Source organism: Pseudomonas wadenswilerensis (assembly GCF_024749185.1).
In the GTDB taxonomy this organism is placed as follows: Bacteria; Pseudomonadota; Gammaproteobacteria; order Pseudomonadales; family Pseudomonadaceae; genus Aquipseudomonas; species Aquipseudomonas wadenswilerensis.
This window is the reverse complement of record NZ_CP087191.1, coordinates 5,626,489-5,649,244: the sequence shown is the minus strand read 5'-3', so window position 1 is coordinate 5,649,244 and position 22,756 is coordinate 5,626,489. Positions and strand designations below refer to the sequence as shown.

The 22,756-nt window shown below is 62.8% G+C and carries 26 protein-coding genes and 1 pseudogene; 16 read left to right on the top strand and 11 right to left on the bottom strand.

Annotated features, from left to right (window positions below; genetic code table 11):
- Positions 1 to 2 precede the first annotated feature (2 nt).
- Together lysA and lptM are read right to left on the bottom strand one after the other, a co-directional pair.
- Positions 3 to 1,250: a diaminopimelate decarboxylase gene (lysA, locus tag LOY45_RS25995; RefSeq protein WP_115084726.1), complete on the bottom strand. Its 1,248-nt coding sequence runs from the start codon at positions 1,248 to 1,250 to the stop codon at positions 3 to 5.
- Between the two features lie 9 nt (positions 1,251 to 1,259).
- Complete coding sequence (gene lptM, locus LOY45_RS25990) at positions 1,260 to 1,397, bottom strand: LPS translocon maturation chaperone LptM (RefSeq protein ID WP_038998077.1); 138 nt, start codon at positions 1,395 to 1,397, stop codon at positions 1,260 to 1,262.
- 195 nt (positions 1,398 to 1,592) lie between these two features.
- On the opposite strand from lptM, the gene cyaY reads away from it, so the two are divergent.
- From cyaY to rnk, 3 genes are all read left to right on the top strand, one after another.
- On the top strand, positions 1,593 to 1,925 hold the full coding sequence (gene cyaY / locus LOY45_RS25985; RefSeq protein ID WP_038998079.1) for an iron donor protein CyaY: 333 nt from the start codon (positions 1,593 to 1,595) through the stop codon (positions 1,923 to 1,925).
- On the top strand, positions 1,925 to 2,146 hold the full coding sequence (locus LOY45_RS25980) for a DUF1289 domain-containing protein (protein WP_258578568.1): 222 nt from the start codon (positions 1,925 to 1,927) through the stop codon (positions 2,144 to 2,146). Before cyaY ends, LOY45_RS25980 begins: the two co-directional genes overlap by 1 nt.
- 133 nt (positions 2,147 to 2,279) lie before the next feature.
- Positions 2,280 to 2,699 carry a nucleoside diphosphate kinase regulator gene (gene rnk / locus LOY45_RS25975; protein WP_115084729.1) on the top strand — a complete coding sequence of 140 codons (420 nt, stop codon included), beginning with the start codon at positions 2,280 to 2,282 and terminating at the stop codon, positions 2,697 to 2,699.
- 3 nt (positions 2,700 to 2,702) lie between these two features.
- Here rnk and LOY45_RS25970 read toward each other — a convergent pair whose 3' ends face one another.
- From LOY45_RS25970 to LOY45_RS25960, 3 genes are all read right to left on the bottom strand, one after another.
- A complete protein-coding gene (locus tag LOY45_RS25970; RefSeq protein WP_134064928.1) occupies positions 2,703 to 5,549 on the bottom strand; it encodes a class I adenylate cyclase in 2,847 nt (948 codons plus the stop codon).
- Between the two features lie 157 nt (positions 5,550 to 5,706).
- A complete protein-coding gene (locus LOY45_RS25965; RefSeq protein ID WP_045200993.1) occupies positions 5,707 to 5,952 on the bottom strand; it encodes a TIGR02647 family protein in 246 nt (81 codons plus the stop codon).
- 84 nt (positions 5,953 to 6,036) lie between these two features.
- Positions 6,037 to 6,321: a hypothetical protein gene (locus tag LOY45_RS25960; RefSeq protein WP_010221131.1), complete on the bottom strand. Its 285-nt coding sequence runs from the start codon at positions 6,319 to 6,321 to the stop codon at positions 6,037 to 6,039.
- Between the two features lie 146 nt (positions 6,322 to 6,467).
- Here LOY45_RS25960 and LOY45_RS25955 point away from each other — a divergent pair, with 146 nt between their 5' ends.
- Complete coding sequence (locus LOY45_RS25955) at positions 6,468 to 7,130, top strand: glutathione S-transferase family protein (protein WP_134064926.1); 663 nt, start codon at positions 6,468 to 6,470, stop codon at positions 7,128 to 7,130.
- Positions 7,131 to 7,185: 55 nt separating this feature from the next.
- Here the strand turns inward: LOY45_RS25955 and argH are convergent, their stop codons facing one another.
- Positions 7,186 to 8,580 (bottom strand): argininosuccinate lyase, encoded by a 1,395-nt coding sequence (gene argH / locus LOY45_RS25950; RefSeq protein WP_258578567.1) that lies wholly within the window; start codon positions 8,578 to 8,580, stop codon positions 7,186 to 7,188.
- A 220-nt stretch (positions 8,581 to 8,800) separates the two neighbouring features.
- Between argH and LOY45_RS25945 the strand changes: the two are divergent.
- The 8 genes and pseudogenes from LOY45_RS25945 to rsd all read left to right on the top strand — a co-directional run.
- Positions 8,801 to 8,908: pseudogene (locus LOY45_RS25945) on the top strand (sensor histidine kinase); the annotation flags it as partial.
- On the top strand, positions 8,905 to 9,651 hold the full coding sequence (locus tag LOY45_RS25940; protein ID WP_115084737.1) for a LytR/AlgR family response regulator transcription factor: 747 nt from the start codon (positions 8,905 to 8,907) through the stop codon (positions 9,649 to 9,651). The pseudogene LOY45_RS25945 and the gene LOY45_RS25940, both read left to right, overlap by 4 nt.
- A gap of 121 nt (positions 9,652 to 9,772) precedes the next feature.
- Entirely contained in the window at positions 9,773 to 10,714 is a 942-nt protein-coding gene (gene hemC, locus LOY45_RS25935; protein ID WP_115084738.1) for a hydroxymethylbilane synthase, read from the top strand.
- Positions 10,711 to 11,478 (top strand): uroporphyrinogen-III synthase, encoded by a 768-nt coding sequence (locus LOY45_RS25930; RefSeq protein ID WP_258578566.1) that lies wholly within the window; start codon positions 10,711 to 10,713, stop codon positions 11,476 to 11,478. The genes hemC and LOY45_RS25930 overlap by 4 nt, the downstream gene beginning before the upstream one ends.
- A gap of 46 nt (positions 11,479 to 11,524) precedes the next feature.
- Positions 11,525 to 12,616: a uroporphyrinogen-III C-methyltransferase gene (locus LOY45_RS25925; protein ID WP_258578565.1), complete on the top strand. Its 1,092-nt coding sequence runs from the start codon at positions 11,525 to 11,527 to the stop codon at positions 12,614 to 12,616.
- A complete protein-coding gene (locus LOY45_RS25920; RefSeq protein WP_115084743.1) occupies positions 12,613 to 13,851 on the top strand; it encodes a heme biosynthesis protein HemY in 1,239 nt (412 codons plus the stop codon). Before LOY45_RS25925 ends, LOY45_RS25920 begins: the two co-directional genes overlap by 4 nt.
- 216 nt (positions 13,852 to 14,067) lie before the next feature.
- Entirely contained in the window at positions 14,068 to 14,589 is a 522-nt protein-coding gene (locus LOY45_RS25915) for a disulfide bond formation protein B (RefSeq protein ID WP_115084745.1), read from the top strand.
- Positions 14,590 to 14,815: 226 nt separating this feature from the next.
- A complete protein-coding gene (gene rsd, locus LOY45_RS25910; protein WP_258578564.1) occupies positions 14,816 to 15,286 on the top strand; it encodes a sigma D regulator in 471 nt (156 codons plus the stop codon).
- Positions 15,287 to 15,301: 15 nt separating this feature from the next.
- On the opposite strand, the gene LOY45_RS25905 is transcribed toward rsd, so the two are convergent.
- Positions 15,302 to 15,967, bottom strand: a complete 666-nt coding sequence (locus LOY45_RS25905; RefSeq protein ID WP_115084749.1) for an FKBP-type peptidyl-prolyl cis-trans isomerase — start codon at positions 15,965 to 15,967, stop codon at positions 15,302 to 15,304.
- Between the two features lie 226 nt (positions 15,968 to 16,193).
- On the opposite strand from LOY45_RS25905, the gene LOY45_RS25900 reads away from it, so the two are divergent.
- Positions 16,194 to 17,240 carry an AlgP family protein gene (locus tag LOY45_RS25900; protein ID WP_258578563.1) on the top strand — a complete coding sequence of 349 codons (1,047 nt, stop codon included), beginning with the start codon at positions 16,194 to 16,196 and terminating at the stop codon, positions 17,238 to 17,240.
- On the opposite strand, the gene LOY45_RS25895 is transcribed toward LOY45_RS25900, so the two are convergent.
- Positions 17,216 to 17,698 (bottom strand): TIGR02444 family protein, encoded by a 483-nt coding sequence (locus LOY45_RS25895; RefSeq protein ID WP_258578562.1) that lies wholly within the window; start codon positions 17,696 to 17,698, stop codon positions 17,216 to 17,218. The two genes, LOY45_RS25900 and LOY45_RS25895, sit on opposite strands and share 25 nt — an antisense overlap.
- A 50-nt stretch (positions 17,699 to 17,748) precedes the next feature.
- Between LOY45_RS25895 and abc-f the strand changes: the two genes are divergently transcribed.
- From abc-f to LOY45_RS25880, 3 genes are all read left to right on the top strand, one after another.
- Positions 17,749 to 19,659 carry a ribosomal protection-like ABC-F family protein gene (gene abc-f, locus LOY45_RS25890; protein WP_115084998.1) on the top strand — a complete coding sequence of 637 codons (1,911 nt, stop codon included), beginning with the start codon at positions 17,749 to 17,751 and terminating at the stop codon, positions 19,657 to 19,659.
- Positions 19,659 to 20,246 (top strand): mechanosensitive ion channel family protein, encoded by a 588-nt coding sequence (locus LOY45_RS25885; RefSeq protein ID WP_115084754.1) that lies wholly within the window; start codon positions 19,659 to 19,661, stop codon positions 20,244 to 20,246. Before abc-f ends, LOY45_RS25885 begins: the two co-directional genes overlap by 1 nt.
- 83 nt (positions 20,247 to 20,329) lie before the next feature.
- Positions 20,330 to 20,962, top strand: a complete 633-nt coding sequence (locus tag LOY45_RS25880; protein WP_115084756.1) for a LysE family transporter — start codon at positions 20,330 to 20,332, stop codon at positions 20,960 to 20,962.
- Between the two features lie 61 nt (positions 20,963 to 21,023).
- On the opposite strand, the gene LOY45_RS25875 is transcribed toward LOY45_RS25880, so the two are convergent.
- The 3 genes from LOY45_RS25875 to LOY45_RS25865 are packed head-to-tail and all read right to left on the bottom strand — an operon-like array spanning position 21,024 to position 22,751.
- Positions 21,024 to 21,764, bottom strand: coding sequence for a penicillin-binding protein activator LpoB (locus LOY45_RS25875; protein WP_115084758.1), 741 nt, complete (start codon positions 21,762 to 21,764; stop codon positions 21,024 to 21,026).
- 3 nt (positions 21,765 to 21,767) lie between these two features.
- Positions 21,768 to 22,355: a penicillin-binding protein activator LpoB gene (gene lpoB / locus LOY45_RS25870; protein ID WP_115084760.1), complete on the bottom strand. Its 588-nt coding sequence runs from the start codon at positions 22,353 to 22,355 to the stop codon at positions 21,768 to 21,770.
- A 24-nt stretch (positions 22,356 to 22,379) separates the two neighbouring features.
- Positions 22,380 to 22,751 (bottom strand): YcfL family putative periplasmic lipoprotein, encoded by a 372-nt coding sequence (locus tag LOY45_RS25865; protein ID WP_258578561.1) that lies wholly within the window; start codon positions 22,749 to 22,751, stop codon positions 22,380 to 22,382.
- Positions 22,752 to 22,756 lie beyond the last annotated feature (5 nt).

Here is a 22,756-nt window from a genome sequence, read left to right as displayed (position 1 = left end):
GTTTACTCCGGCAGCAGGCTTTCGCCGGCGAACAACTCGGCCACGGTTTCGCGACGACGCACTTCGAAGGCCTGGTCACCATCGACCAGCACTTCGGCACAACGACCACGGGTGTTGTAGTTCGAGCTCATGACAAAACCATAGGCGCCCGCCGAGTGCACCGCCAGCAAGTCGCCTTCGGCCAGGTTCAGTTCGCGCTCTTTGGCGAGGAAGTCGCCGGTCTCGCAGATCGGCCCGACGATGTCGTAGGTACGGCCTTCACCGGCACGCGGTTGCACCGCGGTGACGTTCATCCAGGCCTGGTACAGGGCCGGGCGGATCAGGTCGTTCATCGCCGCATCGACGATGGCGAAATCCTTGTGCTCGGTGTGCTTGAGGTACTCGACCTGGGTCAGCAGTACGCCGGCGTTGGCGACGATGTAGCGGCCCGGCTCGAACACCAGGGCCAGGTCGCGATCACCGACGCGCTCGCGGATGGCCTTGATGTAGTCGCTGGCCAGTGGCGGCTCTTCGTCGCGATAGCGCACGCCGACGCCGCCACCCAGGTCCAGGTGGCGCAGGAGGATGCCGCAGTCGCCGAGGCGGTCGATCAACGCCAGCAGGCGGTCGAGGGCATCGAGGAAGGGTTCCAGGGTGGTCAGCTGCGAGCCGATATGGCAATCGACGCCGACCACTTCCAGGTTCGGTAGCTGCGCGGCGCGGATGTACACCTCTTCGGCATCGGCGATGGCGATCCCGAACTTGTTTTCTTTGAGGCCCGTGGAGATGTACGGGTGGGTGCCGGCATCGACGTCCGGGTTGACCCGCAGCGAAACCGGCGCACGCACGCCCATTTCGGCAGCCACTGCCTGCAGGCGCTCGAGCTCGTCGGTGGATTCGACGTTGAAGCAGTGCACGCCGACTTCCAGGGCGCGGCGCATGTCTTCGCGGGTCTTGCCGACGCCCGAGAACACCACGCGATCGGCACGCCCGCCAGCAGCCAGGACCCGCTCCAGCTCACCGCCGGAAACGATATCGAAACCTGCGCCCAGGCGGGCCAGCAGGTTCAGCACGCCGAGGTTGGAGTTGGCCTTGACGGCGAAGCACACCAGGTGCGAAACACCCTCCAGGGCATCGGCGTAGCTACGGTACTGGGCCTCGATGTGGGCGCGCGAGTAGACGTAGGTGGGCGTGCCGAAACGTTTGGCGATGGCCGACAGGGCCACGCCTTCCGCGAACAGTTCACCGTCGCGGTAGTTGAAAGCGTCCATGGGTTACCCTTACTGGTGCTTGTGCGATTGCGACTTTTGACCGTCTTTGCTTTCGTCTGGCAGGTACAGCGGGCCCTTCTGGCCGCAGGCGGAAACGAGGCAGGCAACCGCGACGAGCGCCGCGAGGGTGGAGATCAGGCGCTTCATGGCGTAATCCTTTGTAATAAGCAGTATTGCGCCCGAGTATACCGAGCGCCCGGCCCCTTGCCTATGCAGGCAGCCCGCCGTCGGGCGGGGTGGTGGCTGCGCCGGCGGGCGCAGGTCGGTATCCTTTGCATTCGGCGCGCCGCGCTCGTATCTTGCCCGGCTTGCGTGTGTGCAGACATTTTTGAGGTTCTTGCAATGAGTTTGACCGAAGCGCGTTTTCACGACCTGGTCGACGCGACCCAACAGGCCCTGGAAGACCTGTTCGACGAGACTGACCTGGATCTGGACATGGAGAACTCGGCAGGGGTCCTGACCATCAAGTTCGACAACGGCAGCCAGCTGATCTTCAGCCGTCAGGAGCCGCTGCGCCAACTGTGGCTGGCCGACAGGTCCGGTGGTTTCCACTTCGACTACGACGAGCAGAACGGCAAGTGGACCTGCGAAAAGAGCGGAGAGCTGCTGGGCGAAATGCTCGAGCGCATCGTCTGGGAGCGAGCGGGTGAAAAGCTCGATTTCGACGACATCTGATGAGCAGTGCAGCCAAGCCGGCCAAGCCGCTCTACAGCAATGTCAGCCCGGCAGTGCCGTCGCCGTGCATCAGCACCTGCCGGCTGGATGAGCACAAGGTCTGCATCGGCTGCTTCCGCCATGTCGAGGACATTCGCCAGTGGCGTGCGGCCGACGATGAGCAACGCCGGCAGATCTGCCGAGAGGCGCTGGTGCGTCGCCAGCTGGCCGGGTCGGCATAGACCCTCCGGGTATTGTGTATTTACTTGGCTGTGGTAGTGTCGAACCTGTTTCGGCTGTGCCGAATTCCTGCAAACCCCGCCCTTGGGCGGGGTTTTGCTTTATATCGCCCAGAAAAAGGAGTCTGACCGGATCATGAGCACCAAGCCTTCCATTATCGTCACCCGATTGGACGTACAGCGTCTCGAGCGTCTTATCGACAGCCTCGATGAGAAGACGCAGGATTCGCCGGGTGTGCTCGCCTTGCAGGACGAGCTGGACCGCGCCGAAACGGTCGGTCACGAGGAAATTCCGGCCGGTGTCGTGACCATGAACTCCCGGGTTCATTGCCGCGAAGAAGCCAGTGGCAAGGACTACCACCTGACTTTGGTCTATCCGAAAGACGCCAATGCCGACGAAGGCAAGATCTCCATCCTCGCCCCGATCGGCAGCGCGCTGCTGGGCTTGTCGGTGGGCGAGAAGATCGACTGGCCGGCCCCGGGCGGCAAGACCCTCAAGCTCGAGCTGCTGGCAGTCGAGTACCAGCCAGAAGCGGCAGGCGACTTCGACCTCTGAGCCTCAAGCCTGCGCCAGGGCCTCGTTGAGCGCCCGCTCCAGTTCGCCCTTGTAGCGCAGGTACAAGATGCTCGAACCCAGGCCGTCGGCCAGCAGGCCGGACAGGTCCAGGTCAGTGATGTAACACCGGTAGCGCTCGGCCTCGAGGCGCTGCTCGATGATCTCGCGGGCGACCACGGCATACAGCTGGTCGCCGTGCTCGAGCTGGGAAAACTCCCGTTGATTGCAGTACAGCGTGACTTGCACGTCGTCGCTGGCGCCTGCCTGCAAAATCGCCTGCACCTCGTAGTACGGCCGGTCGATAGTTTTGACCTCGACCTGGCGCGCTTCCACCTGGCGGACCTTGCCGGTACCCGATGGCAACAATTGGTAATAAAGAATATCCAGTGAGCCTTGGGCCTGCAGGTTGTCCAGCGGCAGGCGCGCTTCGCGGCGAAACACGATTGATTGCAAAAAGCGCTGCAGCGGCAGCAACAGGCTGTTTTCATCGTGGAACGGCAGGCGCTGCTGCCACAGCGCATTGTGCTCATCGAGCACATAGACATCCGCCCAGGCGTCCTGCACCCGATAGAACAACTGGATGCACTGCGGCTGCCCCAGGGACAGCAGCTGGGCCAGGTCAAGCTCCTGCAGGGCGTTGGCGTCCAGGTGCAGGGGGCTGTAATCGCTGCGCTCTTCGCCGAGGTAACGCAGCACGGCGTCCTGATCTTCCAGGGTCACCAGGTTCACCGCGCCGCTTTGCAGTTCCAGCACATGGGTGTGTTGCTCAACCTGCAACAGGTAGCGGTGGTTGAGGTTCTGCGCCAGCAGCGCCTGGGTAGTGGCGAACACTTCCTCGACCCGCAGGGCAATGGCCTGGGCACGGTTGTGGCAGAAACAGCGCACCCGTAGCCTCGGCGTGTGGCCGGCACCGAGGCTGTTGAGGTAATCGCGCAGGCAGCGCAGCAGGGCATGTTCGCCGTCGTAGCGGTGTACCTGCACTTCGTTCCAGCTATTGAGCGTGACCTGATCGAGGGTCAGCACCAGGTTTTCGCGCACCCCGGCATAGCTCAGCGAGTCGGTGCGCTCGGTGGTCATCAGGATGTTCAGGTCGCGGTGGTGCTGCAGCGGGTCGATGCCGACGTTGACCAGCAGAAGGATCTCGTCCGCCACGCTCGGTTGCAGCAGGCGCTGTTCGCTGACCACCGGCAGGGGTAGGGCGACGCTCTGTTGCAGGCTGCCGAGCAGGTTGAACAGCTCGTACTCGCTGAGGTCGCTGCTGCCCGGGTGCAGGGCCAGGCGCGTGCTGCTGTCGATCACGCCATTGCGGTGGGCCCAGGTCAGTAATTCGAGCAGTTCGCGGCAACGCTTGATCGGGGCAAAGTGCTCCCACTCGTGTACGCCCAGGTTGCCATTATACAGGCCCCAGTGAGTTTGCCCGGGTTCCTTGCGGTTGGGCGACTGGACCAGGGTCAGGGTGTCTTCGGCGAGGTCCGGGGCGATCCCCGGGTTGATGAACTCGACCTTGCCGGCGCGCCGTTCGAAGGCGGCGTACAGGCGCCGGCCGAGGACGCTGAGGTCACGCTGGTCGATGCGGCTGATAGCGTTCTGGCTGCGGGCGAATTGGCAGAGGAAGCGGTAGCTGTAGTTCAGCTCGGCCACCAGCTCACGGCGCTCGACCGCCACCTGGCGGACTTTCCACTGGCTGCGGCTGTCGAGCAGCGCCAGTTGGCGCTCATCCCAGCCCCATTCCTGGCTGAGGCGCTGCAGCAGGTCACGCTGCCAGCTGACGCTGCGCTGGCGGGCCAGGCCGCTGAGTTTCTTGTTCACCTTCAAGTACAGGCTGCGCCGCACCAGCTCCAGCCGCTCACGTTCGCCACGGCCTTGCAGGTACTGCTCGATACGCCGGTAGACCATCATGTACGGGTCGAGCTCGTCGAGATCGAGGCGATTGCTGAACACCGCCTGCTTGAACTGCAGGCTCAGGCACTGTACCTGCGGGTGTTCACTGGCATAGACCTCGGTGAGCAGCAGCTTGAGCACCGACTTGTAGGGCGACTCGATGCCCTTGAACAGCTGCCACAACCCGGCGCCGACGAACTCGCCCGGCGGGATGTGCGCAAGGTTGCCGAGGTCGAGGTTGTCTTCGGCGCGCACGAAGCGCTTGGACAGCAGGGTATCGATGTATTGCCGGTAGCGTGTTTCTTCGTAGACCGGTACCAGCCACCACAAGGGCGTGCGCCCGGCGAGCCAGATGGCGGTACGGTAAAACTCGTCGAGCAGCAGGTAATGCTGGGTGGTGCCGCAGTCATCGGAGCTGAGCTGGCCGTCGCGCTCGCCCTGGACGAAGCTTTGCGGCTCGATCAGAAACAGGTGGGCTTCGGCGCCCTGGCTGGCAGCCCAGATTTCCAGCAGCAGGCATTTCTTGCGCAGCTCTGCCAGTTCGCTTTCGCTGAGGTCGGCGGCGTGACAGACCCAGACGTCCATATCGCTTTGCTCGGCCTGGGCCAGGGTGCCCAGGCTGCCCATCAGGTACAGCCCGTGAATCGGCTGGGGCGGGTTGCCGCGGCGGGCCTTGTACGAGAACGAGCGGGTCAGGCGCTGGGCTTCGGCCAGCAGTGGGGCATCAGGCTCGAAATTGGCGACGCCCGCCGGTGTGTTGCCGGATACATAACCGGGCAGCAGTGGGTGATTGACGTGGAAAAACAGCGGCAGCAGGGTCAGCACCTGCTGTTGCCGGCTCGACAGCCCGTCCATGGCCCGCCCCAGGCGCCCCTGGTTGAGCGTCAGGAAACGTTGGCGCAGCTGGCTGAGCACCTTGCGGTCAATGCCCTGGTCGAGGTCGGGGCGAATTTCGTGGGGGTGGTTCATGGCGAGCTAAACCGGCCGTCTGGGGAGCAATGGCGAGTTTAAGCTATTTTAATTTTGACGCCATTTTATTAGCGTTGGTGTGGATACGACCGCTAGCAAGGCCAGCCCCCACTGTGGGAGCCGGCGTTGCCGGCGATGGACTGCAAGGCAGTCCCGATCAGGCAGGTTCGACGACATTCAGAATGTTCAGCAACACCTGCACGTTCTCGGCAGCATCGTGACCAAGGCTGGTCAGATACCCGCCATCGGGCTGGTCGGTGAGCTTTTTCTCGTACAGGCGACGCGCAGCGGCGATCACCTCCTTGGAGGCAGTGTTATGGACCTTGATGCCTTCCTGGCTGCTATCCAGGTTGAACAAGGCAAGGACTTCCAGCTCGGCAATCAGTTCGGGGGTAAACGACATAGAGACTCCGACTTCCAGACAAGGAGGGCAGCACCGTCGCCGGTGCCTGGTTTTGCAGTGTAGTCAGGGAAATCCTGCTTTGCTTCAGACCTTTTCCGGCGGCAGCTCGGGCAGGGCGCGCAAGGCGGTTTCGTACCATTCGGTGTTGAACGCGCGGTCGTCTTCGAGCATCGCGTCAATCTCGTAGGCCAGCACATGGGCCATCAGGTTGAGAATATCTTCACGCTCGTAGCCCACCAGGGTCAGCTTGTTGAACGTGGCCTTGGCCGCCGGCGGGTTGTCGCTTTCGATCTGGTTCTCGATGGCTTCGATCAGGGTCGACTCGGCGAACTCTTCTTCGTCGTTGTCGATATCGGTTGGTTCGCTCATGGGCGCTTTCCTCTTTAGGGGGGCCCAGTTTGCCACGAGCCGGGCACCGATGCCTTGCTATCGACGAACTCCATGATGCTGGTCAGTGCCCGGCACTTGGGTCTATAACAACCCGGCCAACCCCTTTACGGCCTGGAGGCTGTTTCATGCTCAAGCTTCATGGATTTTCGGTCAGCAACTACTACAACATGGCCAAACTGGCGCTGCTGGAGAAGGGCGTGCCGTTTGAAGAAGTGCTGTTTTTCGGCGGCCACAGCCCCGAAGCGCTGAAGCTCAGCCCGCGCGGCAAGGTGCCGGTGCTGGAGACCGAAGAGGGCTTTATCAGCGAAACCAACCTGATCCTCGACTACATCGAGCGGACTCAGCCGGGCAAGGCGCTATTGCCTGAAGGGGTTTTTGCCCAGGCCAAGGTGCACGAGCTGGCCAAGGAGATCGAGCTGTACATCGAACTGCCTGCCCGCGCCTGCTACCCCGAAGCATTTTTCGGCGCACGGGTCGATGACGCCATCAAGGCCAAGGCCAAGGCCGAATTGCTGGCCGGTATCGCCACCCTCAAGCGCAATGGCAAGTTCAGCCCATTTGTGGCCGGCGACAGCCTGACCCTCGCCGACATGCTGTTCTGCTTTAGCGTCGACCTGGCCTATGCCGTAGGCAAGAAGGTCTTCGCCATCGACGTGCTGGAAGACTTCCCGCAAGCGCGTGAGCTGTTGGAGCGCTTCAAGCACAACCCGAACGTGCAGAAAATTGCCGCCGACAAGGAAGCGCAGATGCCTGCTTTCCTGGAGATGGTGCGCTCAAGCAAGCCTTGAAGGCCAAGTGCTGCCACCCAGTCAGAACTGGCCGGGCAGCAGCACGCGACAGGGCTTAGCGCGCGGCGAGCAGCGCCTTGCCGCGGGCTACGGCAGCGCGTACTTGTGCAGGCGCAGTACCGCCGATGTGGTCACGGGCGTTGACCGAGCCTTCGAGGGTCAACACGGCGAACACGTCCTGCTCGATCTGGTCGCTGAACTGGCGCAGTTCGTCCAGGCTCATTTCGGCCAGGTCTTTGCCGGTATCGACACCGTATTTCACCGCGTGGCCGACGATTTCGTGGCAGTCACGGAACGGCAGGCCGCGGCGCACCAGATAGTCGGCCAGGTCAGTGGCGGTGCTGAAGCCGCGCAGGGCCGCTTCGCGCATGATGGCGTGGCGTGGCTTGATCGCCGGGATCATGTCGGCAAAGGCACGCAGCGAGTCGCGCAGGGTGTCTGCGGCGTCGAACAGCGGCTCTTTGTCTTCCTGGTTGTCCTTGTTGTAAGCCAGGGGTTGGCCTTTCATCAGGGTCAGCAGGCCGGTGAGGGCGCCGAACACACGGCCGGTCTTGCCGCGTACCAGCTCCGGCACGTCCGGGTTTTTCTTCTGCGGCATGATCGAGCTGCCGGTGCAGAAGCGATCAGGCAGGTCGATGAACTGGAACTGGGCGCTGGTCCACAGCACCAGCTCTTCCGAGAAACGCGACAGGTGCATCATCGCCACGCTGGCGGCGGCGCAGAATTCGATGGCGAAGTCACGGTCGGAGACGCCGTCGAGCGAGTTGCCGGCCACGGCTTCGAAGCCCAGCAGCTGGCAGGTCAGTTCGCGGTCGATCGGGTAGGTGGTGCCGGCCAGCGCGGCGCTGCCCAGGGGCATGCGGTTGGTGCGCTTGCGGCAGTCGATCAGGCGCTCGTAGTCGCGGCTGAGCATCTCGAACCAGGCCAGCAGGTGGTGGCCGAAGGTTACCGGCTGGGCGGTCTGCAGGTGGGTGAAGCCGGGCATGACGGTTTCGGCTTCGCGCTCGGCCTGTTCCAGCAGGCCCTGCTGCAAGCGGGTGATTTCGGCCAGGATCAGGTCGATCTCGTCACGCAGCCACAGGCGGATATCGGTTGCGACCTGGTCGTTGCGGCTACGGCCGGTGTGCAGCTTCTTGCCGGTGATGCCGATGCGGTCGGTCAGGCGCGCTTCGATGTTCATGTGCACGTCTTCAAGGTCGACGCGCCAGTCGAAGTTGCCGGCCTCGATTTCGCCCTGGATGGTCTTCAGGCCATCAATGATGGTGTCGCGTTCGGCGTCGGTGAGAACGCCGACCTTCGCCAACATGGTGGCGTGGGCGATCGAACCCATGATGTCGTGGCGATACAGGCGCTGGTCGAAATTGACGGAGGCGGTGAAACGGGCGACGAAGGCGTCGACGGGCTCACTGAAGCGGCCGCCCCAGGACTGATTGGTCTTGTCGGTGCTCATGGATTCACTCGTTGAAGGCGTGAACGGAAAAAGTGGCGTCGATCATAGCAGGATTGGCGGCCCTGCCGGAGTGCGGCGGTCGGCGTAAATGCGGGTTTATGTCGCAGCACAGGCCCGCGACAGCGCGCTTGCAACAGGATATTTATCGATTGAACGGCAGTGTTGCGGCAACCGTCTACAGTTGGACAGAGGCTCGGCATGTTTCCTGCCGAGCCAGTGAATCTTTAGCCATCGTGCGAGTCTGAGCGTGGATCGCCGTGACGGTCGTCACCTCACCTGTCTACGCTATCCTTGTGCGAGACTCACGCAGGAATCCAGCGCAATATGAATGTCCTGATCGTTGATGACGAACCCCAAGCCCGGGAACGCCTGAGCCGACTGCTCGGCGAACTGGAGGGCTATACCGTGCTGGAGCCCAGCGCCACCAATGGCGAAGAGGCTCTGGCCCTGATTGACAGCCTCAAGCCCGAGGTGGTCCTGCTCGACATTCGCATGCCGGGGCTGGATGGCCTGCAGGTCGCTGCCCGGCTGTGCGAGCGTGAAGCACCGCCTGCGGTGGTGTTTTGCACCGGTGACGATGAGTTCACCGTACAGTCGTTCAAGGACAGCACCCTGGGCTATGTGCTCAAGCCGGTGCAACCCGACAGCCTGCGCGAAGCCCTGAGAAAGGCCGAGCGCCCCAACCGCGTGCAACTGGCGGCCCTGACCCGTCCGGCAGCCGAGAGCGGCAGCGGCCCGCGCAGCCACATCAGTGCCCGTACCCGCAAGGGCATCGAACTGATCCCCCTCGATCAGGTGATCTATTTCATTGCCGACCACAAGTACGTGACCCTGCGCCACGAATCCGGTGAAGTGCTGCTCGACGAACCGCTCAAGGCGCTGGAAGACGAGTTCGGCGAGCGATTTGTGCGTATTCACCGCAACGCCCTGGTCGCCCGCAACCGCATCGAACGCCTGCAGCGCACGCCGCTGGGGCATTTCCAGCTATTTCTCAAGGGCCTCAATGGCGATGCCCTGATTGTCAGCCGCCGACATGTGGCCGGTGTGCGCAAAATGATGCAACAGCTTTAAGGGCGGGGACCATGGAGCAGTCGACGGCCAGGGAAGGTCGCCTCCTACCATGATTTAGATCTGCTAGCGGTCTGGACTGAGCTGTTATCATCGGGAGAATCTATCTCGTACGGATCGTTCCATGTCCACTCGCGAAATCCGCATTGCCACCCGCAAAAGTGCCCTGGCCCTGTGGCAGGCCGAATATGTCAAAGCCCGTCTGGAACAGGCCCATCCCGGTCTGGTCGTGACCTTGGTGCCGATGGTCAGCCGTGGCGACAAGCTGCTCGACTCGCCGCTGTCGAAAATCGGCGGCAAGGGGCTGTTCGTCAAGGAACTGGAAACCGCGCTGCTCGAGAACCAGGCCGACATCGCCGTGCACTCGATGAAAGACGTGCCGATGGACTTCCCCGAAGGCCTGGGCCTGTTCTGCATCTGCGAGCGCGAAGACCCGCGCGATGCCTTTGTTTCCAACACCTTCAACAGCCTTGAGGCGCTGCCGGCCGGCAGCATCGTCGGTACCTCCAGCCTGCGCCGCCAGGCCCAGTTGCTGACCCGCCGCCCTGACCTCGAAATCCGCTTCCTGCGTGGCAACGTCAACACCCGCCTGGCCAAGCTCGACGCCGGTGAGTACGACGCCATTATCCTCGCGGCCGCCGGCCTGATCCGCCTGGGTTTTGAAGACCGCATCACCTCCAGCATCAGTGTCGACGACAGCCTGCCTGCGGGCGGCCAGGGCGCGGTGGGCATCGAGTGCCGCAGCGCCGACAGCGAAATCCATGCGCTGCTGGCCCCGCTGCATCACGCCGACACCGCTGACCGGGTCACTGCCGAGCGGGCGCTGAACAAGCACCTCAATGGTGGCTGCCAGGTGCCGATCGCTTGCTACGCGGTGCTCGAAGGCGAGCAGCTGTGGCTGCGCGGACTGGTTGGCGAGCCGGCTGGCGGCAAGCTGCTCACTGCCCAGGCCCGCGCGCCGCGCCAGGATGCCGAAGCGCTGGGCATCAAGGTCGCTGAAGACCTGCTCGGGCAAGGTGCCGAGGACATCCTCAAGGCGGTCTACGGCGAGGCCGGGCATCCGTGAGCTGCTGGCGCCTGCTGCTGACCCGGCCGGCAGAAGAGTGCTCGGTGCTGGCCCAGACGCTTGCCGAACAGGGCGTGTTCAGCAGCAGCTTGCCGTTGCTGGAAATCGAGCCGCTGGCGCTGACGCCAGCGCAGCTTCGCCAGGTACAAGCGCTTGATCAGTACTGCGCGATCATTGTCGTCAGCAAGCCGGCTGCGCGCCTGGCGGTTGAACAGCTGAATGCGCACTGGCAGCCGCCGCCCGAGCAAGCCTGGTTTACCGTCGGCGCAGCCACCGCGCAGATCCTCGACGACCATGGCCTCAACGTCAGTTATCCACCGCAAGGTGACGACAGCGAAGCGCTGCTGCAGCTGCCGGCATTGACCGCAGCGATCAGCCAGGCGCAAGCCCGGGTGCTGATCATTCGCGGCGAAGGCGGGCGCGAGTTGCTCGCCGAACGCTTGGCTGCACGGGGTGCCCGTGTCGATTACCTCGAGTTGTATCGCCGCTATCTGCCGCATTACCCTGAGGCTGTCCTGGCCCGGCGTATTGCCGGGGAACGCCTGAACGGCCTGGTGGTCAGCAGTGGGCAGGGTTTTGAACACTTGCGCCAACTGGCGGGCGAAGACTGGCCACGGCTGGCGCAGCTGCCATTGTTCGTGCCCAGCCCACGGGTGGCGGAACTTGCCCGCGCCAGTGGCGCACAGAATGTAGTGGATTGCCGTGGTGCCAGCGCCACGGCTTTGCTGGCAACATTGCAGGAAACTCCTGCACCAGCCCCCTAAGGCGCTAAGCTGATTGGCGACGTGCCGCAAAGCAAAGGATGGATACGTGAGCGAAACTGTCTTGCCCAACGATGAACTGAAGGCCCCTGAGGCTGCTGCGCAAACCCCCGTGGAACCGGCCAAGCGGTCCGGTAATGGTCTGGCAATCCTGGCCTTGCTGCTGGGCGCGGCGGGTGTTGCAGTTGGCGGGTGGGGCGTATGGCAGGTTCGCCAGCTCCAGGGTGCCGAGCAGGGGCAGGTGCAGAACCTGCAGGCCCTGAGCGAGCAAACCCGGGCCCTGCAGCAGCGTGAGCAGCAACTTTCTGCACAGCTGGCCGTTTTGCCGCCTGCTTCCGAACTGGAAGACCGTCGTCGCCTGGTCGCCCAACTGCAGGGTGATCAGCAGCGTTTGAGCCAGCGCCTGGAGACCATCCTCGGCGCCAGCCGCAAGGACTGGCGCCTGGCCGAAGCCGAGCACCTGCTGCGCCTGGCCAGCCTGCGTCTATCCGCCTTGCAGGACATCGTCAGTGCCCGCGAGCTGGTCAAGGGGGCAGACGAAATCCTCCGTGAACAGAGCGACCCGGGGTCGTTTGCCGCCCGCGAGCAACTGGCCAAGAGCCTGGCCACCCTCAACAGCGTCCAGCAGCCCGATCGCACCGGCCTGTTCCTGAAGCTGACAGCCCAGCGCGAGCAAGTGCTGCAGCTCAGTGCCCAGTCGCCGGAGTTCAACAGCAATGCCGATGCGCTGGGAGCCCTGACCGCTGATGGTGATGGCGCCAGTCGCTGGTCGCAGTGGTGGGCCGAGCTGTCCAAGTACTTCCAGATCGATTTCAACGCCGACGACAATGTTCGTCCGCTGCTGGCCGGGCAATCGCTCAATCAGTTGCGCCTGGCCCTGAGCCTGACGATCGAGCAAGCCCAGTGGGCTGCGCTCAATGGCGAAGCCAAGGTCTATACCCAGGCCCTGGATGACGCCAGGAGCGTGCTGTTGGCCAATTTCAACCCGGACAACCCGCAGAGCCAGGCAATGCTTGCCGCTCTCAACGAGCTGGCCGAGCAGCCGGTTGCGGTGGTGGTGCCGGACCTGGCAGACAGCATCAGTGCCGTTCAGGCCTACCTTGAGCGCCGGCATCTGCCGGTCGAGGAGGCCAAGCCATGAAGCGCGTCTACCTGCTGGCGGTGGTGGCCATTGCAGTGGCTGCTGCGCTCGGGATCGCGATCGCCAAGCACAGCGGCTATGTGCTGATCTCCTACGGCAGCTTTCGCTATCAGTCGGGCCTGTGGGCAGCCCTGGCGGCGCTGGCCGGGATTATCCTGGCGGTGCTGCTGGTGCGCTACCTGGTCGGCCTGGTGCTGACTTCAGGCGGGGTGGTCAACCCCTGGTCGCGGCGCAACCGCAGCCGTCGCACGCAACTGGCCATCGAGCAGGGCCAACTGGACCTCGCCGAGGGTCGCTGGGCCAGCGCTCAACGTCACCTGCATCGCGCTGCCGAAGCCGAGCGTCAACCGCTGCTGTACTACCTCGGCGCCGCGCGTGCCGCCAATGAGCTGGGCCGCACCGAAGACAGTGACAACCTGTTGGAGCGTGCCCTGGAGCGTCAGCCCGAAGCCGAGCTGGCCATTGCCCTGAGCCACGCCCAGTTGCAGATGGACCGCGGCGACAGCGACGCGGCCCTGGTTACCCTGCAGGCCATGCAGGAGCGTCACCCGCACAACGTTCAGGTGTTGCGCCTGTTGCAGCGTCTGTATCGCGAGCGTGGCGACTGGTCAGCACTGATCCGCCTGCTGCCTGAGCTGCGCAAGGACAAAGTGCTGCCGGCGCCGGAGCTGGCTGAACTGGAGCGCCGTGCCTGGGGTGAGAACCTGAGCCTGGCGGCCAGCCGCGAAGGCGATGAACAGACCGCGCGGCAATCCCTTGAGCGCGCCTGGCAGCAGCTTACCGCTGCGCAGCGTCAGGAACCGCCGCTGGTGCTGGCCTATGCCGAGCAGCTACGCCAGCTGGGTGCTGAAAGCGAGGCCGAGCAGGTCTTGCGTACAGCCCTCAAGCGTCAGTACGAAAGCCATCTGGCCCGGCTGTACGGGTTGGTGCGCGGCGGCGACCTGGCTCGCCAGTTGCAAACGGCCGAAGGCTGGCTCAAGGAGCATCCTGACGATCCAAGCCTGCTGCTCACCCTGGGCCGCCTGAGCCTGCAGAACCGCTTGTGGGGCAAGGCGCGGGATTACCTGGAAAGCAGTTTGCGTGTGCAGCGCAATCCCGAGGCCTGTGCCGAACTGGCGCGCCTGCTTGCTGGCTTGGGTGATACCGAACGCAGTAACCAATTGTTCCAGGAAGGCCTGGGCATGCTTGATGAGCGTCTGCTGGCATTGCCACTGCCAGAGGTCGTGCGAGCTTGAGTTACCCATGGGCGCGCCGAAAAACGCGGGCCTATGGGCTTGAGCCAATTTCCTGCGTTAGCCGGTAAGTTTTCCTTCAAATACCTACGCATTTTTCTTGCTGAGTTCGGGATACTTCCCCAGTCGTTCAGGGACTAGTCCCGACTGTCTTGCCTTGATACAAGCCGCGCCTTTCCTCTACCGTTATCGCCTGTCTATTGCGCTCCTGGATTCGCCATGTCGTTGGCCCGCTTGCGTTCACTATTCTTCCCGGCGTTGCTGGCATCGATACTGGTCCAGGCTGCCGCCTATTACCTGGAATTCGGCATGGGCCTGGTGCCATGCCCGCTGTGCTACAGCCAACGCTTGTTCCTGGGCGCGTTTGCCGTGGTCTGCCTCTGCGCGGTGGTGCATTCCCCGGGGCGTCTGGGTACCCGCATCTATGCCGCTCTGGCGCTGTTCTTTGCCGCAGGTGGCGCGCTGCTCGCCGCCCGGCACGTGTGGCTACAAGGCAATCCGGCGCTTTCAAGCACCGAGTGCGAACCGGCTTTTGACTACGTTATCGAAAGCATGCCAACGCTCCAGGTCATCAAGGCAATGGTCATCGGCAGCCCCGATTGCGTGCCTATCAACTGGAGTTTCCTGGACCTGACCCTGCCTGAATGGAGCCTGTTGTCCTTTGTGTTGCTGGCAACCTTGCCGACCTTCCGCCTGCTCGGCCGCACCCGCCCCCTGTTCACCCGCGCAGTAAAAAACTGAGGCGAAGTTTTTCACAGTGCAAGCGACCGGCGGCAAAGGATGGTCGGATTAAACACTTGTATGAACTTTGTCGCGTGCGTACCTTGAAGGCTAGGGCGCACGGGAATAATCTCCCTGCACGCATACCGAAAACACAGCTGCTCGATGCCGCTCTGCTGATTCCACCTTTGCTCTGCACATTTGCGGCGCGGGGGCAGGGGCATTACCCAGAAGGGAAGAGATCGCCATGCTAGATAGTTGTCAGAATGCTCAGGAACGCTGGGGTGGGGTTCATAAGCTCATTGACCGCTGGTTGGACGAGCGTGCAGAGCTGGTGAAGGCTTTCCGCGAGCTGCGTGATGCCAAGCCGGCCTTTGCCGACAAGGACAAGAGCCGGGACTTCTGTGCGGTGCTGATCGACTACGTGTCAGCCTGGCATTTCGAAGTGAGCGAACAACTGGTCAGCGAAGCCAAGGCGTTTGGTGATACTCGCAGCCTCGAGCTGGCCAAGCAGATCAGCCCTCGCATCGACGCAATCACTGAAATCGCTTCGGCGTTCAACGATCACTGCGACAAGGGCGACTGTAACGACCCTGAACGTTTCGCGGAAAAGCTGGGCAAGCTCGGCAGCTTGTTGCACGAGCGTTTCGAGCTTGAAGACTGTCTGATCGAAGTGCTGCACAACGCGCACGAGGTCAAAGAGGAAGTCCAGGCCTGACGGTGCTGCCGACCCTCAGTCGGCAACCCCGAGCAGTTCGATCTCGAACACCAGCGGCGTATAGGGTGCAATCAGGTCACCCGCGCCATCGGCGCCGTAAGCCTGCGCCGAAGGGATCACCAGCCGCCATTTCGCCCCGGTCGCCATCTGCGGCAATGTCACCTGCCAGCCCTCGATAACACTGTCCAGATTGAACCACTGTGCCTGCTGGTTCTGATCGAACACGGTGCCGTCCGGCAACTTGCCAACATAGCGAACCTGGACTTTGCCTCCCGCTTTGGGTTTGCTGCCAGTGCCGGCCTGCAATTCGCTTACGAGTATGCCTTCAGCCAGTTCACGCACTCCGGGCCTGGCCCGTTCAGTGGCCATGAAACGTTTCTCTGCGCTCAGCAATTGTTCGGTCTGGGCTTGAACTGCAGCCTCGTTGGCCTGGGCATCATGTTCACTGAGTATTGCCGTCATGCGCTCTTTGCTCAGCGCCAGCGGCTTGTTCTGATAAGCCTGGCGCAACCCTTCGATCAAGGCATCGAGTTGCAGGCCGGGAACTTCGGTACGCAGGCGTTCACCCAGGCTGGCGCCCAGGCTGTAGGCCAGGTCATGGTCACTTGTCGAAGTAGTTTCAGGCGCTGCAATTAACGATGTCGGCAATAGCAACAGGGTAAGGATTAGATAGCGCGGCACAGGCTCGCTCCTGCTTCAGAGGAAACAAAGTATGCCAGCCTTCGCTCGTCACTTCGTGTAAATATCAGCAACACTTTGTGCAGCATCTACACTTGTTTCCAGCTGCAGCGATAACAACTTTGCCCAGGCATGCAACGCGGCGCATTTAATACTGTCAACATGCCCTAGCGGCGGTAGCAGCAGAAGCATAGTATGAGCCGCAATCTCGTCAGCCAGGAGGTAAACCATGTCGGCCAATAAGAAGCCAGTAAGTACGCCGTTGCACCTGCTCCAGCAACTCTCGGGCAGCCTGCTCGATCATTTGGAAAATGCCTGCTCGCAAGCGCTGGCTGATGCTGAAAAACTGCTCGCCAAGTTGGAAAAACAACGGGGTAAGGCACAGGAAAAACTGCACAAGTCCCGTCTTAAACTGCAGGACGCTGCCAAGGCTGGCAAAGCCAAGGCACAGGGCAAGGCCAAGGACGCTGTGGCCGAACTGGAAAAGTTGCTCGACAATTTGAAGGACCGTCAATCGCAAACGCGCACCTACATCCTGCAACTCAAGCGTGACGCTCAGGAAAGCCTGAAACTGGCCCAGGGTGTTGGCAAGGTCAAGGAAGCCGCCGCCAAGGCGTTGACCCTGCGTTCGGCCAAACCTGCTGCAGTGGCTGCTGCCAAGCCAGCCGCCAAACCTGCTGCCAAGGCACCGGCCAAAGCCGCGAGCAAACCTGCTGCCAAGCCTGCGGCAAAACCGGCCGTTAAAGCCGCCGCCAAACCAGCAGCCAAGCCTGCTGCTAAAGCACCCGCGCGCACTGCTGCAGCCAAGCCTGCTGCTGCCAAACCGGCCGCCAAGCCTGCTGCCAAAGCCCCTGCCAAGCCTGCGGCGAAAACTGCAGCGGCAAAACCGGCAGCCAAGCCGGCAGCTAAACCCGCTGCGGCAAAACCTGCCGCAAAACCTGCCGCTAAACCAGCAGCGGCAAAACCAGCAGCCAAGCCAGCCGCAAAAACTCCGGCCCGTACCGCTGCAGCCAAACCGGCCGCGGCAAAAGCCCCGGCTAAGCCCGCTGCCAAACCTGCCGCGGCAAAGCCCGCCGCCAAGCCAGCCGCTAAGCCTGCTGCCGTAAAAGCACCCGCCAAGCCTGCTGCAAAGCCTGCTGCAGCCAAACCAGCAGCCAAGCCGGCTACTCCAGCAGCACCGGCAGCAGCCGCTGCTCCTGCACCGGCAGCCGCTGCGTCGTCTGCACCAGCAGCTTCGGTAACACCGGCCGCTCAGACCCCGTCTTCGGCGTCCTGAGTCGTCAGCATCACGGCGCGCAGCCTGTGCAGCGCGTCGTGATGCGCACCGGCGCCTTCGGGGGCCAGCCAGCTTATCCAGTCCAGTGCGGTTTCGGGCGTTGCTGCCCAGTTCTTGCAGGCCGTCTCAAGGCGCTCCAGCAGGATGCGTTCTGCCGCTAACTCCAGACCTTTTACCTGCTCGCGCAATCCCGTCAATTGCGGATCCCTGGCTGCCTCGTCTCGCCAGGACTGACGCAGGGCGCGCAGTGGTTTCACTACTTCGGTTTGCCAGGTCTCGGCCAGCTCCGTGAGCTGTCGCACCCGTTGTTCGTTCGCTGCTACGCCACGGGCACTAAGCCAGATGCCGCACAGCAGCAGGCAGACGTCGCCACCCAGGTCCTGCCACTGCAGGCAGGCGGCTTCCACGCCTGGTCGGGCGTAAAGCTTCAGGGCAAAATTCCACAGGTCGGTGTGCATGGTCCCACTCGCGCCAGTTGCCGACGAAGCTGGTAGACTCCGCGGCCATTATGATCAGACTATCGAACCTCACTTTACAGCGTGGTCCACAGCGCCTGCTAGAAGGCGCCGAGATGACCCTGCACGCCGGTCATAAAGCCGGCCTGATCGGTGCCAACGGCGCCGGTAAATCCAGCCTGTTCGCCTTGCTGCGCGGCGAGTTGACGCCCGACTCCGGTGACTGTCAGCTGCCTGCGGACTGGCGCATCGCGCACATGCGCCAGGAGGTCGATACCCTCGACCGCCTGGCGGTCGACTATGTACTCGACGGCGATGCCCGCCTGCGCAAGGTCCAGGCCGACCTGGCTGCGGCCGAAGCCGCCCACGACGGCACTGCGCTGGCACGCCTGCACATCGAACTCGACAGCGCCGACGGTTATACCGCCGACGCCCGGGCGCGCAAGTTGCTGGCGGGTCTTGGCTTTACCAACGAGCAGATGGACCGCCGGGTCGGCGACTTCTCCGGTGGCTGGCGGATGCGCCTGAACCTGGCCCAGGCACTGATGTGCCCGTCCGACCTGTTGCTGCTCGATGAACCGACCAACCACCTGGATCTCGATGCCATCCTCTGGCTGGAAGACTGGCTCAAGGGCTACCCCGGCACGCTGCTGCTGATTTCCCACGACCGAGACTTCCTCGATGCCGTGGTCGATCATGTCGCCCATGTCGAGCAGTGCAAACTGACCCTCTACCGTGGCGGCTACACCGCGTTCGAGCGCACCCGTGCCGAGCGTCTGGCGCAGCAGCAACAGGCCTACGAGAAGCAACAGGCCCAGCGCGCGCACATGGAAAAGTACATCGCCCGGTTCAAGGCCCAGGCTACCAAGGCCCGTCAGGCGCAGAGCCGGATCAAGGCCCTGGAGCGCATGGAAGAGCTGTCGGCGGCCCATGTCGATTCGCCGTTCGACTTCGTCTTCCGCGAGTCGGAGAAAATCTCCAGCCCGTTGCTCGATCTGTCCGAAGGCCGTCTGGGCTATGGCGACAAGACCATCCTCGAGAAGGTCAAGCTGCAGCTCACGCCGGGTGCCCGGATCGGCCTGCTGGGCCCGAACGGCGCTGGTAAGTCGACCCTGATCAAGAACCTCGCCGGTGAGCTGGAGCCCCTGAGCGGGCGCCTGGTGCGTGGCGAGAACCTCTCGGTTGGCTACTTCGCCCAGCATCAGCTCGACTCGCTGGACAACAAGGCCAGCCCGCTGCTGCACCTGCAACGCCTGGCGCCGACCGAGCGCGAGCAAACGCTGCGCGATTTCCTCGGTGGCTTCGACTTCCGTGGCGGGCGCATTGACGAGCCGGTGCTGAACTTCTCCGGCGGCGAAAAAGCCCGCCTGGCTCTGGCCCTGATTGCCTGGGAGCGGCCGAACCTGTTGCTGCTCGATGAACCGACCAACCACCTGGACCTCGAAATGCGCCTGGCGCTGACCATGGCCCTGCAAGAGTTCAGTGGCGCGGTGCTGGTGGTCTCCCACGACCGTCACCTGCTCAAGAGCACCACCGATGACTTCCTGCTGGTAGCCGACGGCAAGGTCGAGGCTTTCGATGGCGATCTGGACGACTACAGCCGCTGGCTGGTCGAGTACCGTCAACGCAATGCTCCGGTGAGCAGCGCGCCGGTCAATGCCGACAAGACCGACAAGAAGGCTCAGCGCCAGGCCGCAGCGGCCCTGCGTCAGCAGCTGGCACCGCACAAGCGTGAAGCCGACAAGCTCGAGCGCGAGTTGGGCAGCGTGCATGAGCAACTCGCCAAGGTCGACGCCGGCCTCGGCGACAGCGCGCTCTACGAGGCGGCGCGCAAGGACGAGCTGCGTGACCTGCTGGCTCAACAAGCCAGGCTCAAGGTCCGTGAAGGGGAGCTGGAAGAAGCCTGGATGGCTGCCCTGGAGACGCTTGAGAGCATGCAGGCGGAGCTGGAGGCGTTGTCCTGATGGAATCCTTGCAATGGCCATTGCCGGTGGAATGGATCGCACCGTTCTGGCTGGGTTTGCAGATCCTGCTGATCCTTTCGGCGGCGTTCATCCTGCAGCGTGTGGTTGCGCGTTGCCTCAAGCGCCTGGGCGAGCGCTATCCGTTGCCGCCCGAGCTGCTGATGCCGCTGCGCGGTGGCCTGCGCTGGCTGATCATGGGCAGTGCGCTGATCTTCGTCCTCGAACGCCTGGGGGTTTCCGCCACAGTGCTGTGGACCGCCTTGTCCGGTTTCGTTGCGGTGGCGGCAGTGGCGTTCTTCGCCATGTGGAGCGTGCTGTCGAACCTGCTCTGCGCGGTGCTGATCTTTACCGTCGGGCCATTTCGCATCGGTGATGTGGTCGAGCTGGTCGAAACCATCGACAAGCCCGGCGTCAAAGGCCGGGTGGTCGCGATCAACCTGTTGTTCACCACCTTGATCGAACTGCCGGAGGCTGGCGGTGCGCTGGTGCAGGTGCCCAACAGCCAGTTCTTCCAGAAATCGGTACGGCGCTGGCGCGGTGCCGAAGTACTGCCGCTGGTGAGCGAAAGCAAAACTTCGGACAATTGATCGGTCGCAGAAAAAAATCGTGGTGATTTTTTCGCCAGGGCACTAGCTTAGAGGTTTGTAACAAGTTAGTGCCGAGGTGCGCGATGTTATTGGAAACGTGGTTGGCATTTTTTGCCGCTTGCTGGGTAATCAGTCTGTCGCCGGGGGCCGGGGCCATTGCCTCGATGTCCTGTGGCCTGCAATACGGCTTCTGGCGCGGCTACTGGAACGCGCTAGGCCTGCAGCTGGGCCTGGTGCTGCAGATTGCAATCATTGCCGCCGGCGTCGGTGCCATCCTCGCGACATCAGCCACTGCGTTCCAGGTCATCAAATGGTTCGGTGTTGCCTACCTGGTGTATCTGGCGGTCAAGCAGTGGCGCGCGCTGCCGGCTGACATCAGCGACAATTCCGCCGTACGCCCCATCGGCAAGCCGCTGAGCCTGGTGTTCCGTGGCTTTCTGGTCAACGTCAGCAATCCCAAGGCGCTGATCTTCATGCTCGCGGTGCTGCCGCAGTTCATCAACCCGCATGCGGCCCTGCTGCCGCAGTACCTGATCATCATCGCGACCATGGTCACGGTCGACCTGATGGTCATGGCGGGTTATACCGGGCTTGCAGCCAAGGTGTTGCGCCTGCTGCGCACGCCCCGGCAGCAGCGGCGGATGAACCGTACCTTTGCCGGGTTGTTCCTGGGCGCGGCGACGTTGCTGGCGAGTATCCGTCGGGCGCCGGTTTAGGAACCCGCGATAAACTCACCGCACACAAAAAAGGCGACCCGAAGGTCGCCTTTTTGCTTTCTCAGCGCAAAATCTGCGCCGGCTCATCAGGCGGCAAGTTGTTGCGCGCCGGTGCACGTTCGTGCCCTGGTACGCTACCGCCCAGTTGCTCGGCCATCTGCCGCGCAACGTCCATTCCCAACTCCTTCGAGACCTCACGCACCACCCGCGGGCGGTTCAGGGTTACCCGCACATCCTGGCTGTTGACCAGCTTAGTGTCCTGGCCTTCGCCCATGGCGGTGAACGCCGAGGTGATCTCGTAGGTCTTGGTGTTGATCAGGCTGAAGTCGGCCACCAGGCTCAGGCCAAGGATGGCCGAATAGCTGTTGGTGTTGTCCAGGGAGGTGATATCGCGCTGGAAATCGATATCCGACAAGGTGCCGAACAGCACGTAGTCGGCGCCCTTGAAGTTGCCGTTCTTGATGCGCCGGATCACGTCATACACGTCGCCTTTGGCATCGGCGGTGTAGGGCGTGCCCTGAACCAGCTGAAACATCCCGGACTTGAGAATCTCGCCCTTGATGTCACCGGTGAACTTGCGCAGTTCGGTCTGCTCGATGTAGCTGTCGCGGCTCTCGTACTCGCTGTAGCTCGACGAGCCACTGGCGTGGTACATGCTTGCCTGGCCGCTGCTCTGCGCCGAGACCGTGTGGATGTACTGCTCCACACGCTCCTGGTACGCGAGGTCGGTGACCGCGACCTTGGGGGCCGCTTGCACGCTGAACGCACAAGCCAGGCCCAGAACGCCCATCCATGCACGCATTGCTTAGCGCTCCGTGGTCTTGCGGATTTCTTTTTCGTCCATCCACTCGGCCAGGCCGCTTTCAACGTCGATCAACTGCAGGCTGAACTTGTAGAACACGTCCTTGTAGTCGCTGCTGCGCTTGACGATCGAGCTGATCGAGCCTTCCAGGCGGTACTTGGCGGCGATCATGTTGCCGGTCTTGGCCACAGTGCCCTTCTTGTACAGGCCGCTCTGGTTCTGCAGCTTGAGCTGGTCGACCTGGCTCTGCATCTGGGTGTTGTCGCTGGCGAAGCGGGCGGTGCCGGACTTCATCAACTGGGTCTTGATCGAGGTGGTGATCTCGCGGGTATCGATGTACTCGCTGGTCTTGTTCTTCACGTCATAGACCTGCACCACCGGGCGACCCTGGAGGATGCCGGACTGGGCCAGGGAGCGGGTCATGGATTCGGCGATCATCTGCAGGTCGGTCGAACCGAACTCGTTGGTGACCAGTTCCACGGCCTTGCTGTCGCCGTAGCCGATGTTCTTGCCGCCCAGGACCGGCGACGGGGTGCTGCAGCCGCTGACCAGAGCAATGGCGAGGGCGGCGAGGGAAATGCGTGCAATCATGAAAAGGTGCTCCTGCAAAAATGATTACTGAGACTGAACTTCAAGGCGGAAATCGGTGGCCTGCGGCACGGGTGCGATAGCCGGCAACACGCTGGCCTGCTTGCCGTACAGGATCACGGTCTTCCAGCTTTCTTCATCGGCAACCGGGAAGCCGTCGTTACCCAGCCAGGCGAAGCGGTAGAACAGGGTTTTGTTGCTGCCGCTGGTGTTGTTCAGCGACACCTTGACGGTCAGGAAGCCGTTCTCGCGCGCAACGCGCATCGGGCCGGTTTCGATGTTCTTCAGTTTGCCCATCTTCACCACCTTGCTGGCGGCGCTGCCAGGCTCTGGCGGTGGCGGGGTCGCGCAACCGGCCAGCAGGGCAGTGACGAGAACGGCGAGCAATTTGATACGCATGACGC